General features: G+C 54.7%; 13 protein-coding genes and 1 tRNA gene. 4 read left to right on the top strand and 10 right to left on the bottom strand.

The genetic code is table 11. The annotated features are described in order from the left end of the window. Positions 1–35 precede the first annotated feature (35 nt). Both HBH1_RS01940 and HBH1_RS01935 read left to right on the top strand, forming a co-directional pair. A complete protein-coding gene (locus HBH1_RS01940) occupies positions 36–488 on the top strand; it encodes a surface-adhesin E family protein (RefSeq protein ID WP_102661369.1) in 453 nt (150 codons plus the stop codon). Positions 489–566: 78 nt separating this feature from the next. Then, positions 567–651: transfer RNA gene (locus tag HBH1_RS01935), tRNA-Leu, on the top strand. Positions 652–1,130: 479 nt separating this feature from the next. Here HBH1_RS01935 and HBH1_RS24760 read toward each other — a convergent pair. The 9 genes from HBH1_RS24760 to HBH1_RS01885 all read right to left on the bottom strand — a co-directional run bounded on the left by HBH1_RS24760 (position 1,131) and on the right by HBH1_RS01885 (position 12,368). Continuing rightward, complete coding sequence (locus HBH1_RS24760; protein ID WP_146012808.1) at positions 1,131–2,237, bottom strand: COG3904 family protein; 1,107 nt, start codon at positions 2,235–2,237, stop codon at positions 1,131–1,133. Positions 2,238–3,473: 1,236 nt separating this feature from the next. Next, positions 3,474–4,325: a ParB/Srx family N-terminal domain-containing protein gene (locus tag HBH1_RS01925; RefSeq protein WP_102661367.1), complete on the bottom strand. Its 852-nt coding sequence runs from the start codon at positions 4,323–4,325 to the stop codon at positions 3,474–3,476. A gap of 1,317 nt (positions 4,326–5,642) precedes the next feature. Then, complete coding sequence (locus HBH1_RS01915; RefSeq protein ID WP_102661365.1) at positions 5,643–6,233, bottom strand: recombinase family protein; 591 nt, start codon at positions 6,231–6,233, stop codon at positions 5,643–5,645. A gap of 327 nt (positions 6,234–6,560) precedes the next feature. Next, positions 6,561–7,316, bottom strand: a complete 756-nt coding sequence (locus tag HBH1_RS01910) for a DUF4145 domain-containing protein (RefSeq protein WP_102661364.1) — start codon at positions 7,314–7,316, stop codon at positions 6,561–6,563. 59 nt (positions 7,317–7,375) lie between these two features. Then, positions 7,376–8,734 (bottom strand): phage integrase, encoded by a 1,359-nt coding sequence (locus HBH1_RS01905; RefSeq protein ID WP_102661363.1) that lies wholly within the window; start codon positions 8,732–8,734, stop codon positions 7,376–7,378. Between the two features lie 297 nt (positions 8,735–9,031). Continuing rightward, complete coding sequence (locus HBH1_RS01900) at positions 9,032–9,547, bottom strand: DUF4437 domain-containing protein (protein ID WP_102661362.1); 516 nt, start codon at positions 9,545–9,547, stop codon at positions 9,032–9,034. Between the two features lie 65 nt (positions 9,548–9,612). Next, entirely contained in the window at positions 9,613–10,338 is a 726-nt protein-coding gene (locus HBH1_RS01895; RefSeq protein ID WP_233207493.1) for a GlcG/HbpS family heme-binding protein, read from the bottom strand. A gap of 245 nt (positions 10,339–10,583) precedes the next feature. After that, entirely contained in the window at positions 10,584–11,486 is a 903-nt protein-coding gene (locus tag HBH1_RS01890; RefSeq protein WP_102661360.1) for a LysR family transcriptional regulator, read from the bottom strand. A gap of 135 nt (positions 11,487–11,621) precedes the next feature. Then, a complete protein-coding gene (locus tag HBH1_RS01885; RefSeq protein WP_102661359.1) occupies positions 11,622–12,368 on the bottom strand; it encodes an SDR family oxidoreductase in 747 nt (248 codons plus the stop codon). A gap of 366 nt (positions 12,369–12,734) precedes the next feature. On the opposite strand from HBH1_RS01885, the gene HBH1_RS01880 reads away from it, so the two are divergent. Next, positions 12,735–13,715 carry an alpha/beta hydrolase gene (locus HBH1_RS01880; protein WP_102661358.1) on the top strand — a complete coding sequence of 327 codons (981 nt, stop codon included), beginning with the start codon at positions 12,735–12,737 and terminating at the stop codon, positions 13,713–13,715. A 3-nt stretch (positions 13,716–13,718) separates the two neighbouring features. Then, positions 13,719–14,312, top strand: a complete 594-nt coding sequence (locus HBH1_RS01875; RefSeq protein WP_233207492.1) for an NUDIX hydrolase — start codon at positions 13,719–13,721, stop codon at positions 14,310–14,312. Positions 14,313–14,402: 90 nt separating this feature from the next. Here HBH1_RS01875 and HBH1_RS01870 read toward each other — a convergent pair whose 3' ends face one another. Next, complete coding sequence (locus HBH1_RS01870) at positions 14,403–15,089, bottom strand: glutathione S-transferase (protein WP_233207491.1); 687 nt, start codon at positions 15,087–15,089, stop codon at positions 14,403–14,405. Positions 15,090–15,189 lie beyond the last annotated feature (100 nt).

Below are 15,189 nucleotides of genomic sequence, written 5' to 3'. Positions count from 1 at the left end.
GGCCATGATGCTGACCTGACGCGAAGCCCTGCGATATGGATAGACCGTCCCCTCACCGCCTGCGCGCTCCCCGCCCCGCCCTGCTGCTGGCGGCGCCGCTGGCCTTGCTCCTGGCCGCGACCTGCCTGCCCGCGCGCGCCGAATGGTCGCCCCTGGGCGAAAACACCATCGGCAGCTTCTTCATCGACAAGAGCAGCATCGTCGTCACCCGCAGCGTGCGCCAGGCGCAGATCCTGCTGAACTGGAGCCGTCCGCAACTGTTGATGGGCCAGGGCAGCAAGACCTATTACCTGTCGGAGGTCTCGACCGCCTATTTCGACTGCACCAGCCGCCAGCTCGGCTTTGGCAGCCGCAAGATGTACGCGCAGGCTGACGGCCGTGGGCAGATGCTGCTGGCCCCGCAGCTGGCCTACTCGGACGTGAAGCTGCAGGACCCCATCCCCGGCTCCACCGGCGAGCGCGCCATCGAAGCGGTGTGTGGAAAATAATTTTCATCGTTCTTTGATGAGGCCGCTTCAGGGGCTTGCCCCAGGAAGCGAAATCGGCAATAATCTCGGGCTTGCGTTGCCGGGATGGCGGAATAGGTAGACGCACGGGACTCAAAATCCCGCGCCGCAAGGCGTGCCGGTTCGATTCCGGCTCCCGGCACCAGTTACACTCTAGCGCCCAGCTAGGCCCCGTCTGATCTAGAGGGGTTTTATGGGGTGGTTAAAATTACCCCAGATGTTACCCCACTCTCTCAGGGGTGCTCAATATTAGATAAGGCCAACTCTGGCCGCCGTCTTCACATTCATCCAGATACCTTGAATCTTCACTTGGTCGCCCTTAACGGGGAGCCCGTGAGACTCCAAAGTAACTACATCAGGCGGAATGCTGTTCATATAGGAATTCACAAGACCCTTCCAGGCTGACATATCGCAGCCACACATTTGCTTCTCAATAGCTCCCCGTAGATCGCCCTTATTGGTGCCCTGCTTGCAAAACCCGTAGAACTGGCCAAGCTCTGGGCCACTCAACATGGTGAACGCGGCGCAGACTATTTCCAATTGACTCGTCGCAGGGTGGCTGCCCGATTATTTCCTATGTTCAATTTCTTAGGACTTCAAGAGCAAGATAGGTGCTAAATGTAATTAGAGCTTGTTTCGCTCTAGAACCTTGCCGTCCTCATAGATAATTTTTGCGGCCCCTCTCGAATAATCAAAAACGAAGGTAAATTCTGAAACACCAGAGGCTACCGCATTTCTCACCTCGTTTCGTGCCTCCCAAGTCATAACACCACCTACGGCACAAGTCATTTTCGAGCTGTCGCAGTTGATTCTGATGGAGTCAGGGCGCTCAATGTAGGCTCTAGCAGGCCAGCGTCGGATGATGGCACCCTTCTCTTTAAGAATGTCGCGCTTCGACCTCTTAACCCCATAAAAAACTACTTGCTCATCTAAAGCCGCATCAAGAAATTCAAGGGCTTGCTGGTTATCAGCAGACCAATATGAAAAATACCGCTTAACGAAGAGGAGGCTAGCTCGTTCTAAGCTGTTGTTGGCAGGCGAAGGTACTGGCGCTGGATTGACGTAACTAGGCTCTGAGGTCGGTGCTACGGCAGGATTTCTTCTAATAGCTCCATAATCCTGAACATTCAACCCGAGCTTTTGAGCCGTCTGAGTCGTTAGCCAGTTCATTTCCTGAGGCGCAGCCGATGTGAAGTAGACGATTGCAGCATCAGATAAGGCTATACGAGATAGATACGAACCCAGCAGTGCATTGCCTGATCCGCTTTCCTTTGCCTGCCCGTGGCTCACGATGTAAGCAGCATGGAAGCCAATCTTCGCCCCTCCCTCTACATAGCGCTCAGTTCCCGCTAACCATGCATAAGCACACGCCGAAGCGCAAACCTCGCCCTTTCGAACTAACGTTTGAAATGCTCTAAGCCGGATAATGGTGCCAATCTGAATACCTGAGAGCAGACTGCCACCAGGACTGTTCATCTCAACTAGAGCATTTGAGAATCGGTTGGCGATGACGGAGAACTTATCGCCGTCAGCATTTGTGATTTCACCATCCAGTGAAATGATTGGATACTTAAAGTCGCCTCGTTCTATTACAGAAATATTTGCTGCAACTGCGATTGATGGAATTAAGCCGACAATCGCGGCTCGCTTCAAAAACGCCATTGAAAACATCTTATCAATCCCCCGGTAATATTTTTCTGAATAGCGATACTCTATCAGGTAACAAGCCATCAAATGCATTGATAAACAGGCGGAATAGCTACGGCATACTTTGGGCAGTGGTGGCGTTGGTGATTGACTGTAACAGCCCCCCTCGCTCGGGCATGCTCCATCAGCAGCAGGTCCCAGTATGCAAAGATGGTGTCGCCGTTGAGGTATGTCTGTTCAGATAAACTAACCAACAATATCGAAAAAAGAGACCCCATAAGTTAGCCAAAAATTGGGCGGAAGGAACGCTTTATAATTGAAGCAGATTACGCCCGTATCACAATCAATAAGTTTTAGTTTATATAGCATTGACGCCCGCACTTTTCACTTTCTATGACGCTGCCAATATACGGCGTGTCACAATTAGCGAAAAAGGCGTTATATATCAAGGACGAGATTTTCACTAACTCTGTCATCCGACACGTGCTTGCGGGCTGCTGCTATATGGCGACACCCACCATCGATAAGTACGTGGTCCTCCTCGATGGTCTTGCCTGAGAGGACCTGATACCCCTCATGCGCAAGCCCTTGCGGCTAAAGCGCTCAATTGGCTGGGCAACTACGGGGGGCTCTGGGTGAATTTCAAGAGGCATGTGAGGGGGGCTGCAGGTAGTGACGTACTGCCCGTCTTCGGTCATCCGTAGCTTGCCGGACTTCATAAAATATCGGACCTTACAGGTCACGCCGTTTATCCGTACTACTGAATCCTCCGCCAAAGCTGCTCAGATGATTCAGGGAGGATGCTATCCACCACGCATCCTTCAGATGGATATGGGAAGTCTGCTGGGAGCTTGTCCTTATCTTCCGATACGATAAGTTTAAGTCGGGCGTGGATCTCATAATCGATCAGTGCCGAAACAAGATTCTCCAGATGGTAGGGACTTGTGGGGAAATCCAAGAAATGTTTTACGGCGACATGGACTCGTGCCTTCGGGCTACCGGCACGGGGAGACCTGGGCTTACGTGCCTTAGGTGGACTGGAACGATCTTCTCATAGGCCCTCATAACATTTGATAAGTTGATTTGTTCGGCGGATACGCCAAGCTAGCTGACGCATGAAAATTGGTCGGTAGGTGCGCGGGAGACTGCTGCGGTCTTCTGCCATTCGGTTTAGCGGCTCTAGTTGGCGCTGCAAAGAGTCTGTCATTGGGAGTAAGTGAGTGGGAAATGTAGAAGTGAGGTGAGAGAAATTGGGGGATAAGTGTTCACCGTGAACAGGGACGTTCAAAAGACGTGTCCTGTATGTGAACAAGAACAGCCTCAAAAGTCTTCCTGATTGCCCTTGCTGAAGACCATATGGGCCTCCTTTCCGGATACCTCTCGGGTCACCTCCTCGAAGACCTCAGCGACCAACTCCGGGTTAGCCTTCAGGTCATCACCAAGCGCCCCGAGGAGAGCGTCTGCGATTCTCTTCCGTTCCAATTCCAGTAACTCCTCACTTTTGGGTTTCTCAAAGTCTTTCCAGAAGGATTTAAGCTCCCGCCAAAGCGGAGCATGTTGGCGAACATATTCGAGGTCAAAGACCACCCCTTGCAGGGCTGCCCTTCGGGCTAACTCGGCAATCACCTCTGGAGCTTTGCGAGCTATATTGGAAGCAGTGCCGACACTCACTTGATACTTCCTTGCCCTCTCTCTCGTGCTCCCCTCTGCCTCACCCAACAAGGTAGCCCTCCAGAGGTTCTCCAAGAGTTCCTTGGGGTGCAGACTCAAGTGAAGCCGCTTGTTGATGTCGAGGGCCAGCGCCCTTGCTTGGGCCTCGGAGGAGACGTTCGCCACCTGAATCCAAATCATCTCGCCGGAGCCGATACCTGACGCAATCAGGGCATCATGCCGGTGGTGGCCGTCAATAATCCAGAGTCTCCCCTCGGCATCCCTCCAGACAATGATGGGATCAAGCTCAATATCTGCCTTAACGAGGGCTTGCAGGCCATCTCGCAATTTCCTCTGCTCGGCCTCTTGGGCACTGGTTTGTGAGAAACTACAGGCCTTCGGATTGCGGATCTGAAATCGCTCCTCATCCACCTGAAGAGAACCGAAGAGCACCTGCTCGGGGGGACTGAGGAGAGCATGAGTGATACCGAGGATATCCAGAGGTGATTTATGGCCGGACATTTTTGTAAGCCTTTCGCCTCGGAGTCATCAAGGCCGCGATGGCTGGATACTCTTGACGCAGATGGTTACTGACGCCCTTCTGATCCATCCGGAGAATTCGGGCCAATTCCACTTGGGTTCGGATATTGGCGGTTTCCAGCTCACCAGCCCTGTCCAGTAGATGGCCCCCTTCTGCTATCAGCAGATCAAGTGCAGCTGCCTTGATAGCAGCACGGGGCTTACGGGGGACTCGTAGGGACATCACAGCGGCCACCTCAGGAAATTCTCGCTTAAGGAAATGACTCACCATAGAGGTGCTGGCGATTCCGTTATCCTCAGCGATCTCTCGCAAGAACTTCAGATTTGACTCGTTCAACTCCTTAGAGGAGTCTCGAAGATGCCGGAGGGCCTTGATGTAGTCTCGGAGCTGCCGGGTCTTCTGTCCTCTACGGGCGTCCCTTAGCTGATGGGGAAAAGTGCGTGGAATCAGTAGAGAACGGGCCACCACCGCCGGAATCTTGAGGGAAGCATCCTCTGTCATTGGAATTTTCAGCATGGTTAAGCCAGTCGGTGAAGTTCAAGACTTTCCTGGGTGAGCTGCGCCCCATTCATTCGCTCCACCTGGGAGAGGTAGAAGCTCAGTGCACGACGCACGATGAGGGCACGGGACGGACGGCGGATATCCTTGATAAGGAACTCGGGACGCTCCTGTGCAGCCTTCAAGCGGATCGCTAGGGGGTTCTCAAGGCGAACGTGGAGGGCATCTGAAGATGAACCTCCGGGAACGCGGGAATATTGGGTCTTCGTGGTATCAGTCATTGATAGAAGCGAGTGATGAAAATTGAATAAAAAAAGCCACATCGACCCATAGATGGGTAAATGCGGCTGATGAAGATTGATTGGGGGCAGACGGCCAGACAGGCCGCCCGAGGGATTTGAAACGAGAAGGAAGGGACGTTTGCGGGTTGACCAATGCCAGATCAACAGAAATGCGGTGCAGCCCGCCCGTTATCTATTGTGGGGGAACTTGTACGTCGGCAAGGCTCGCCAATTTTGAGCATTCAGCAGATCAACGCTTCTCTGCCAATTGTGCAACTTCTTATCTAAGAAGCGATTCACGTGCTATGTGACAATGTTGGGCACGTCCAGCTCAGGGGGAGTTAATCTAGGCGGCTTTGCTCTTGCAGCCACGATTTTCGATGCCCCCCCACACGGAACAGCCAAAAGTCAGCGATGGGGATTAATCCGAGCACCTCAGAACCCGGCTGCACGACGCCTTCTCATACGGAACGAACCCCGCGTCCACATCCTATTGTGTCACTTATTAAAAAGACAATATTATTGAACTGCCTCTGAGGCCCTCTCTCGGACCCGCATTATCGTCTGCCGGGTAGTCTTAAAGTCCCTGGCGAGCTGCGCTACAGGGACACCTTCGGCCAACTTCAGGCGCACTTGCTGTTGCACCTCTGGGCTCAATGCAGGAGGCCTTCCGAATGTCTTACCATCCGCTTTAGCTCGCTGTATGCCCGCATTGGTCCGCTCAATCAGGAGATCGCGTTCGAACTCAGCGACATTCGTGAGGACGCCCATAGTCATCTTCCCGGCTGCACTTGTGAGGTCCATTCCGCCCAACTGAAGGCAATGCACACGTACGCCGTCCGAAGCTAAGGCTTCGATTGTTGCCCGCACATCCATGGCATTGCGCCCTAGGCGGTCCAGCTTTGTCACAACCAAGACATCACCCTCCTCTAGCTTCTCAGTAAGTGCCCGGAATTTCGGACGTTCCATTGCTGATACCGAACCTGAAATGTGCTCGGTCACCGTTCTCCGGGAAGTGAGCGCAAAGCCTGCGGCCTCGATCTCCCTCACTTGGTTATCGGTAACTTGGTCGGTAGTAGAAACACGGCAGTATGCAAAGACGCGGGACATGGCAGAACACCTGTACGAAAGAGATGTACGAATTATAGGCGATGTACGAAAATGTGCAAGGCTTAGTTTCGTACAGAATGCAGAAAGGATGTCCGAAAGTGATCGTTATCGGACAGGAACCTAGGACGCAAAAGCATGAGATTTCAGCTTTGCGCGTGTCTATGTTTCAACGGGAGGACGGAGAACGAAGAAGGAGACTCGAAATTCAATTCAACTCAGGCCAAAAGAAAACACGCAGCGAAGCCCCCCCAAGGGGGGAAACTGCACAATGGCGAATTCGAATGAGGGCCTCGGATTTTTTCGAAAAAACTTTTTATAACAATGCGCCTATCTCGGCAGCTCGGCGGCAATCATGCTAATTGCAGCGATTGTCTGATTCAGAAGGTCCTGGGATTCATCCATATTATAAAAAGCGTCTGGATGTTGGGTTGGATTACGAAAATGGAGACGCATCCCATCCAGGTGATTAAGCAATTTCTCTGATGGTCTGGGATTCTTCTTTTCTCGAAGCTGTTTAATAATGGCACCCCACATTGGGTTTTGTAGGCGTTTCGTTTTCTTAAATGCGTAGTAAAGCACCTTGACCTGAGCTTCCAGAGCGCGCATGAGGTGAAATGCGGCCGCCGTTGGTTGCTCATAAGCAATCTGAACGCAGGCAAAGGAAAAATCTCTATAAGCGTGATCAGCGAGAGTTTCTCGAACGCCGTTGCCGAGAAGAGTATCCGGCGTCTCCATGAGAGACTCCAACGGATATCGCTTCTTGGTCATGAGGTAGGCATATTTTAATTCGAGCTCCGCATCTAAAGCGTGATCCAATCTGTTCAGATAGCCTTCTATCTCATCGGATAAGTCTTGCCCCAAGTTTTCGGCTATAGAGTTTCTCAGCTTATCTAAAGTGGCAACTAGTGGCTGCGCAATACGGTTAGACACTTGAACGTCCAAGTCCGATAGATAATTTAAAAAACCCTCAAGAAGTTCAACTATCTTTTCACGCTTGGTAGAAGGTCCCACCCATAATTTACTTCTTAGAAGCGCATAATTGAATCCAAAGGCGTAGTAGCCGTATATTTGCGTTTTTCTCATATTCTTCTTGCCCCCATTATTTTGTCGCCTGCCGGGAGGCCGACGTCTGTAGCGCAGGGCTACTCTATTATTTTACTCAACCACTCAGCTTTCACGCTAAGTCCGTATCCAGTCCCGTATTTTGCTCCCACTTCCTGCAAGGCCCATCCGCCAATTGCATAGCGTATATCTTCAGGACATTGAACGTCACGCAGACGATCCGCCACGGTATGCCTTAACTCATGGGCCGTATGATCCATCTTGCGGCCTTCGACCGAGATGCTACGAATCCAATCGGCAATGGTGTTCGAGGCATGTGTTGCCTTAGTTCCTTCCAGAGAAGCATACCGAGGGAACGCAAATTTTTGACCTTCTGAAGCGGTCTCTACAACTCTCCTCGCGGCCCAAAGCGCAGCCCCCACCAGTGGCACCTTACGCTCACTATCTTTGTTCTTCAGGGAGCGCCAAGGGTGCGGCTGAATGACAACGTGGGGGATATCCCCATCCAACACGATGTCCTCCAGCACTAGGCCCGTTATCTCTGCAAGGCGCGCTCCGGTATCAGCAAGCATGGCGATTAGCCACCGGATATCGTCATCGATTTGCCTGCAACGTGCAACCAACTCGCGCAACTCTATATTTGAAAAGGGGCGGCGCTTTTTGCTATCCGAACCCTCGCCGGGAATTGGCAGCGCAGAGAATGGATTCTGCCGATGGATTTCCTTCTCTCGGAAATACAGTTCAACAATGGCTTTGATGCTATTGAGATTGCGTCTGATCGTCGCTGTCTTGTGCCCCTTCTCTTGCTGCTTGGAGACATAGCCGTGCGCGTCCTCCCGAGTCAGCTCACTTAGCGGCTTATCCCCGACCGCATCGATAAGACCTTGAAATGATCTGCGGGCGTCTGCCGCAAACTTCGCTTGATCTCGCTTGGGATGGACCTTCAGATATAACTCAAGAGCATCGCTCAGTGTCGCCTGCGCGCTTCCGGCAAGCATCTGCGCGGCCTTGATTTCCACGGGCGTGAGGTATTTCCGGCCATCGGCATTCCAATAGACAGTCTCATCCCCATTAGCGTATCTGCCCCGCTTGTCGTCCAGGTGGTCATGGAAAAGGCTTTGCGCGATGGGATCGTTCTGTGCTGGCGCGGCATCTAGCCCCCAGGTTCTCAGGAGCTGCTCGGCCTGCTCACGTACCCCCTTCGGGGCAGCCTGCGGGGCCTCCCGAAGCAACGCCCACTCTGCCTCAAACTGCTTATCCAGCGCCTCAATTTTCCTAGCAGCAATCCTGACGTCTGCGGTCTCGAGGCTTATCTTGAGTCTCTTAGCCCCGTACCTCTCGTGAAGATCGGCAGGGACTGCTCGCTGGTAGTAGATTACGCCCCCTCGGGCGAAAGAGTGTTTAAGGGTCACCTTAAGAACGCCTAGAGTAATTTTCACGGGGAGATTACCTCAGTAATTACCCCACTGCAAACCCACTCTAGACCAGACAATCGGCTTAAAACCCAAGAGGATAAAGGGTTTTAGGAAATTAGGCGTACCGATTCGATTCCCGGCTCCCGGCACCAACCAGTATTCAATGAAGTTCAAAGATGTTCTAAAGCCCGCGTGTCTGCTGACACAGCGGGCTTTTTGTTGGGCTGGCGTCCATCCCTGCTTATCGCAACCAACCGCTGCACCTTGATGAGGCGCTCTGTGCGAAACAGATCTGTGGGCAGAGAATGGAGCTCGCTTTGGTTATTTGCTCAGCACATAATCAAATTTCCCGGGCTGCACAAGGAAGAACAGGCAATCGGTATCCGAGATGCACTCCGTGACGTGCGACTCTTCACCACGTTGAAACCAGTAGGAACCCACCGGAAGCGGAACAACTTTCCCACCGGCCTGATAATTGGCACCGACACCCTTCAAGACCACGGCATAGTAGTCCTCGCTGTGCGTATGTGGAGCGCTCTTGAAGCCAGCCGGCGCGCGAACGAAAGTACCGTGGCGTCCATTTGCCAGGTTGCCGTAGGCAGGCCCGGCCTGGAGCTCCTTGCCGTCCGACTTCACGCCGGTATCAATGAACTGGATGTCGCTGGCAGGGATGCTCACCGACGGGCCTTCATGCACAGGCTTCTTGTCCGCGGCATGTGCAATTGCAGACAGGCCCAACGACAGGCCTGCTGCAATGAATACTTCTTTGATGTTCATGATGTCTTGATATAAATGATATTGAGGGACTGTGTCAGTCGTGTCACTGGTGTCAGTCATGGGTCATGTCGCCAGATAACGTGGCGATCAATGACAGGAGGTATTAGCCACGCTACGGTGTCACTTTATTTCTTCAGAAGCTCCGCCACCTTTGCCACACCGGCCTGGGCACACACTTCATCCTTGTCACCACCCGGCGAGCCGCCCACACCGAGCCCGGCGATCGTCTCGTCGCCCACCTTGAACGCCACCCCGCCAGGCAAGGCCGTGACATTCGGAGTGCTGGCCAGCGACTGAGCGAGCAGCGGCGGATACTTCGACAGGACACCGATATAGCCACTGGTCGTATCGACATGGAAGATCGGCCCCATGGTCACTACCGTATAGGCTTTACGGAAACTGCTGTCCTTGGTGTGGATCACCGCATGGTCACCACGCAGAACAACCTGCGGCGTCCCCGATACGTCAACGACCGTCGCGGTGACGTCATAGCCATTGGCTTTGCAGGTCTCCACGGCCGTCTGCGCGGCAATAACGGCCGCGTTCAGGGGCAGCCTCGCGCCGCTGATCGATACCTGCGCCTGAGCCTGTTCCTGAGACATCAGTCCGATGACGGCCACCATGACAGCGAGCGCCGACTTCCCCAGGCAAACTTTCGCATAAGGCGCACCAGCATCAGGTTGGATACCAGGGTTACGTGCAACTTTGTTCACGAGCTTCATTTCATTTATCTCACATGGATTAGTTTGAGCGGCCGAGAAAATCGACAAGCAAAAATGCGAATCGGGTTTTTCTCCATCAGCAAACCGATTCGGCCATTTGGCTAGGCGGATCGTTTCACCTGCGACCAATCATGCTCCTGACAGATTTGAAGCGGAATTACGTAAACTCGACAAACATCTGATCAAGAAATGACTAGGCAAGGCGAACAATAAGGCGCGTTGACGCTGCGCCAATCAAGGCCAGTCCTGGCCGAGCGCTAGCTGGCAGAAGAGAGGAACACCAAGCGTGATGACAGAACGCCGCAATAGACCATCACAGCCAGCGCGGTCTGCGCAGCTGCCGTATCGGGTGATGGTATGGGAGCCGAAGGGACTTACTCAGCAGGAATGCGTCCGAATTCCGCAAGCAATCTGCGCAGCTGTGGCACGGCGTAATCAATGAATCGCCGTAGCTTGGCGGGGATCCCCTCTCTGGAGAGATAAACCACGTGGATCGGGATCGGTTCAATCTCGAACGCTTGCAAGATATAGTGCAGCTTTCCCGCGATGATTGCGTCGTGCACATCGTGCTCGAGAACAAATGTCACACCAATGCCATCAATCGCAGCATCGACTGCGGCATCCGGGGACGAAACGAGCAGCCGCGGCGTATCGGCAACCGTAAAGGCCTGTCCCGTATGACGACATAGATAACGCCAGGGCGAAAGACTGGGGCTGTCGAACACGACACAAGGCAAGTTGCGCAAGTCGTCGGGCGTCTGGGGACGACCATACTTTTCCAGGAAAGCGGGACTCGCCACCGTCACCACCCGCAATGTGCCGACCCTGGTTGCGATCAAACTGCTGTCACGCAGCCGGCCAACACGGATTGCGACGTCGGCTCGCTCATCGACCAGGTCAATGACCCTGTCAGACTGTATCAAGCGAATGCGAATCTCGGGGTGCAGCGCCAGAAACTGATTGATGACCGGCAGCACCCTCAGACGCGCGACCTGTACCGGGGAAGCAACCACCAACTCCCCTCGCGGTGTCGTGAATTCGCCGGCGGCGCGTCTCTCCAGTTCATCCACTTCCTCGAGGATACGTTTGGCCACCACCACATATTCATCCCCCGCATCCGTCAACGCGAGCTTACGCGTCGTCCTGACGAGCAAGCGCGTACCCAGCGCGCTTTCCAGGTCATTGACGTTCCGGGTGAGCGTGGCAACTGGAATATTCAGCTTTCTGGCAGCGGCCGACAGGCTGCCCTCCTCCACCGCCGCCACCAGCATTGCCATGGCTTCTAGTCTGTCCAAGTGGCACTCTGAGAAAAATATGAAAAAGCAATTCTACTCTTGACAGCCCCCAATGATCCCAGCCCCGATCCGCCAGGACCGGGGCTGCTCCGCAGGGCGGCGAATCGTTTCCGCGCCTCAGAACTGGGTCAGTCCGCCATCGACAACCAGTTCGGTACCAGTGGTGTACGACGAATCATTGCTGGCCAGGAACAATGCGGTCTTGGCGAGTTCCTCCGCTTGGCCGAACCGTTTGAGAGGGACCTTGTCGGTGATGCTCGCAGCGACCTGGGCCAGCACGTCGTCAGGCAGGCCAATCTTGCTGTAGAAGGGCGTGGCGATCGCGCCCGGGCTGACGGCATTCACGCGAATGCCACGCGATGCCAGTTCAGCACCCAGGGTGCGCACCAGGGAGCGCGTCGCCGCCTTGGTAGCTGCCAGGATGGACAGACCGGGATAGCCGATGGTGTTGAGGAAAGAGGTCGTGACGATCACGCTACCGCCCGCACTCATCAAGGCGGTGGTTTTCTGGATCGTGAAGAAGGTACCGGTGAAGTTCAACGCGATGTTGTCGTTGATGTAGTCCTCGGTGACCGCGTCGAGAGGGGCGACCGTGCTGGCACCGGCGTTGGCAAACACCACGTCGATCTTGCCGAACTTGCGACGGGTCTCTTCTACCGCACGTTCGATGTCGGACACCTTGCGGATATCGGCCTGGATCAACACAGCCTTGCCATGGAGCGCCTTGCCCGCTTCGGCCAGACGTTCGGCGTTCGAACCGACCAACACGATGCTGGCCCCTTCCGCCTGGAACAGCTTTGCGGTTTCCAGGCCGATGCCTGAGGTGCCACCGGTGATAAATGCCACTTTGTTGCTGAGTTTCATGATGCGTTCCTTTGGACGAATATCGATGCGCTGGATCGCAATGCATCGGCTGGCAATGACGTCTCTTCGTCAGGTCTCCAGGCTGAATGCCTTGCTTGGAACGCATATTAGATCTCACCAATTTTTGGCGGAATCCCACAAACATGAACAATATCTAATCGAAAAATGAATAGATGTTCAGGCCGGCGCCGGCAACGATGGCGGGCCGACTCCCGAGGCTCAGTCGACCGCGTGGCCTGCCCGCGACCATCTGCTATCGGCCAGCGGGAGACATCCGCAAACCGGACTTCTTGCGCCTGGTGTTATATTGGCGGACCTTTGAAAGGCGGCCCGTCATCCCCATGATGCAGGCCGCCCACAACACGCATGCATCCATCCAGCTACAGCACCGATGATTACTGGAAGCGGTATCAGGCCTTCTTCCCTGAATATGCGCGTATCGGTGATGACAATGCCCCGGTCGAGTCCTACTTTTCGTGGCGCGATGCCGACATCCATCTTGATCGTTTTGCTTGCGATACGTCGCCACTGACGGTGTTACTGATACATGGCGGCGGTGGCTACGGCCGCATGCTTGCGCCCGTCGGCGCCGTCTTGCATCGCGCCGGGTACGACGTCATCGCTCCCGATCTTCCTGGATATGGATTAAGCCACGCGCCGACGACGATGATCCGCTATGAAGCATGGATCGAATTGCTCTGTGCGCTGGTAGCAAAGCTGCATGCCGATACCAGGCGACCGGTGGTGCTGTGCGGAGCGAGCCTCGGCGGCTACCTGGCGTACCTGGTCGCGGCGCGGCTGGACAAAGGCATGGTGGCGGGCGTTATCGCGACCACACTGGCAGACCCCCAGACAGCCTTGGTCAAGCGCCAGTTCGCACGCAATCGCGTGATGTTGGCCCTGATGCCGATGATGCCCTTGCTGAGCGCGCTGGCAGGCAACGTGAAACTTCCGATCAAGTGGTTCACCCGGATGCATGCGATGTCAAACAACCCGGCGCTGAGTCGCGTCGTGGCGGCTGATCCCTTCGGAGGCGGGCGCCGGGTGCCGATCCGTTTCATGCAATCGATCTTCACCGTGCAGCCGGACAAGGACCCTGAGCGCTTCGATCATTGCCCGATCCTGCTGCTGCACCCGGCACAGGATAGATGGACGGATGCGGCCTCCAGCCTGCAGTTCCTGGAACGTGTAGGGGGCCAGAAGCGATTCGTCATGCTGGAGAACTGCGGTCATTTTCCCATCGAGGAACCTGGGTTCCAGCAATTGGAAGCTGAAGCCCTCGAATTTCTCGGCAGCCTGTGTGAGCCGTCGCCGGACAACTGCAGGAAAAAAACCGACCAGCACTGATCAATGGGAAAACCACCAGCCCCCCCTGGAACTCAGGTCAACCTCAGACCAGACGCAGCTCTGCTGATTGAACAAACTGTTTCTCCGCCCACCTCATACGTTGAACCCCAAAAAATGCATCAAGAACGAAGTCCCCAGCCCGCATTGCGGATTCGCTCCTCAGCCCGCCTGATCGTCATCGATAAGGCACACCGCGTTCTTCTGTTCAGATTCCAGCACAAGACAGGCGCATTAGCCAGCCAAGACCACTGGGCGACCCCTGGCGGAGGCCTGGAGCCCGGAGAAAGCCATGAACAAGCCGCGGTCCGGGAATTACGTGAAGAGACGGGGATGACGATGCCCGTCCCCGGCGAGCACGTTGCCGAGCGCCGCTTCGTTTTGCAACTGCCCGACGGCGAACATGTGATCTCGGATGAACGATATTTCCTGGTACGAGCCGGGAGCACGCGTGTTCGTGACTCCCAGTGGACCTCGCATGAAAAACAAGTGATGGTGGAACACAGGTGGTGGTCTCTGGAGGAACTGCAAACGACCGATGAAACCGTCTGGCCGAAGGAATTGGCCAGTTGGCTTCTTTCAGCAATAAAAGAAGATTGACTTAAAGTCCGCCAACGGCCCGACACCGACCATCCACGCATCGCACCTGCTGCAAAATACCCTCTCCCTCCCGCCACCCGGAAAGTCTGTTTAACCGGCAAACGCCGGCTGACTCGCCACGCTATTGCGCTCTTTCATTCTCTCGTACCAGGAAAGAAGCGCTCTGCATTCCGCTGGAATCTCCAGCTTCACGATGGCGGCAAATACCAGGCCGCCAATGAGGGTGATGTCGGCCATCGAAAAACTCTCTCCCGCAACGTACGCGTGTCGCTGCAGCACCTTGTCAAAGTAATGCATACCCCGGATCGCCTTGTCACGTTGACGGAACCCCCACTCCGGATTTTGATACAGCTCCACCAACGGCCCCAGGCCAGGTGTGCCGTGGTGGAAATAGACGCTGATGGCGTCCAGCACTTCAATCTCCACCCGCTTGCTCATCATGTGGATCAATCCCTGCTCCAATGGCGTATTGCCTGTCAGGCTGGGCGAACCGTCCAGCGTATCGAGATACTGCGTGATGGCCGTGCATTCCGCGATGAGCGTGCCATCTGCCAGCTCCAGGACGGGCAGCGTGCCCGAGTAATTCTTTTGCGCGATGAATTCCGGCGTCTTGTGCTCGCCCTTGTACAGATCGACCATCTTGAACCGGACCTTATCTTGCAGCCCCTTTTCTGCGATGGCGATGCGAACGCGTGTCGGGTAAGGACCTACGGGGAAGTCGTAGACCGTCATGGAGGGAGAGCTATTGGGCTCAACGTGTGTCGGGGTGGATGTCATTGCCTGCTCCTGGAATCAATGAAAAGAAAAAAGATCTGATCGAAACCTACCTAACGTTCGATAGGTTAACGATATTGCGTTATACTCCGGCGTGTCAACG

Source organism: Herbaspirillum sp. BH-1 (assembly GCF_002870055.1).
Taxonomy (GTDB): domain Bacteria; phylum Pseudomonadota; class Gammaproteobacteria; order Burkholderiales; family Burkholderiaceae_D; genus Herbaspirillum; species Herbaspirillum frisingense.
Note: the sequence above shows the minus strand (reverse complement) of the source record. Positions and strands in the feature narration are given on the sequence as shown.

Excerpts from the sequence above, each read along its gene's own strand:
- HBH1_RS01910 (WP_102661364.1), bottom strand. The coding sequence starts at position 7,316 with ATGAGAAAAACGCAAATATACGGCTACTACGCCTTTGGATTCAATTAT.
- HBH1_RS01875 (WP_233207492.1), top strand. The coding sequence starts at position 13,719 with ATGGGAAAACCACCAGCCCCCCCTGGAACTCAGGTCAACCTCAGACCA.
- HBH1_RS01940 (WP_102661369.1), top strand. The coding sequence starts at position 36 with ATGGATAGACCGTCCCCTCACCGCCTGCGCGCTCCCCGCCCCGCCCTG.
- HBH1_RS01885 (WP_102661359.1), bottom strand. The coding sequence starts at position 12,368 with ATGAAACTCAGCAACAAAGTGGCATTTATCACCGGTGGCACCTCAGGC.
- HBH1_RS24760 (WP_146012808.1), bottom strand. The coding sequence starts at position 2,237 with ATGGCTTGTTACCTGATAGAGTATCGCTATTCAGAAAAATATTACCGG.
- HBH1_RS01880 (WP_102661358.1), top strand. The coding sequence starts at position 12,735 with ATGCATCCATCCAGCTACAGCACCGATGATTACTGGAAGCGGTATCAG.
- HBH1_RS01925 (WP_102661367.1), bottom strand. The coding sequence starts at position 4,325 with ATGTCCGGCCATAAATCACCTCTGGATATCCTCGGTATCACTCATGCT.
- HBH1_RS01915 (WP_102661365.1), bottom strand. The coding sequence starts at position 6,233 with ATGTCCCGCGTCTTTGCATACTGCCGTGTTTCTACTACCGACCAAGTT.
- HBH1_RS01870 (WP_233207491.1), bottom strand. The coding sequence starts at position 15,089 with ATGACATCCACCCCGACACACGTTGAGCCCAATAGCTCTCCCTCCATG.
- HBH1_RS01890 (WP_102661360.1), bottom strand. The coding sequence starts at position 11,486 with ATGGCAATGCTGGTGGCGGCGGTGGAGGAGGGCAGCCTGTCGGCCGCT.
- HBH1_RS01900 (WP_102661362.1), bottom strand. The coding sequence starts at position 9,547 with ATGACTGACACCAGTGACACGACTGACACAGTCCCTCAATATCATTTA.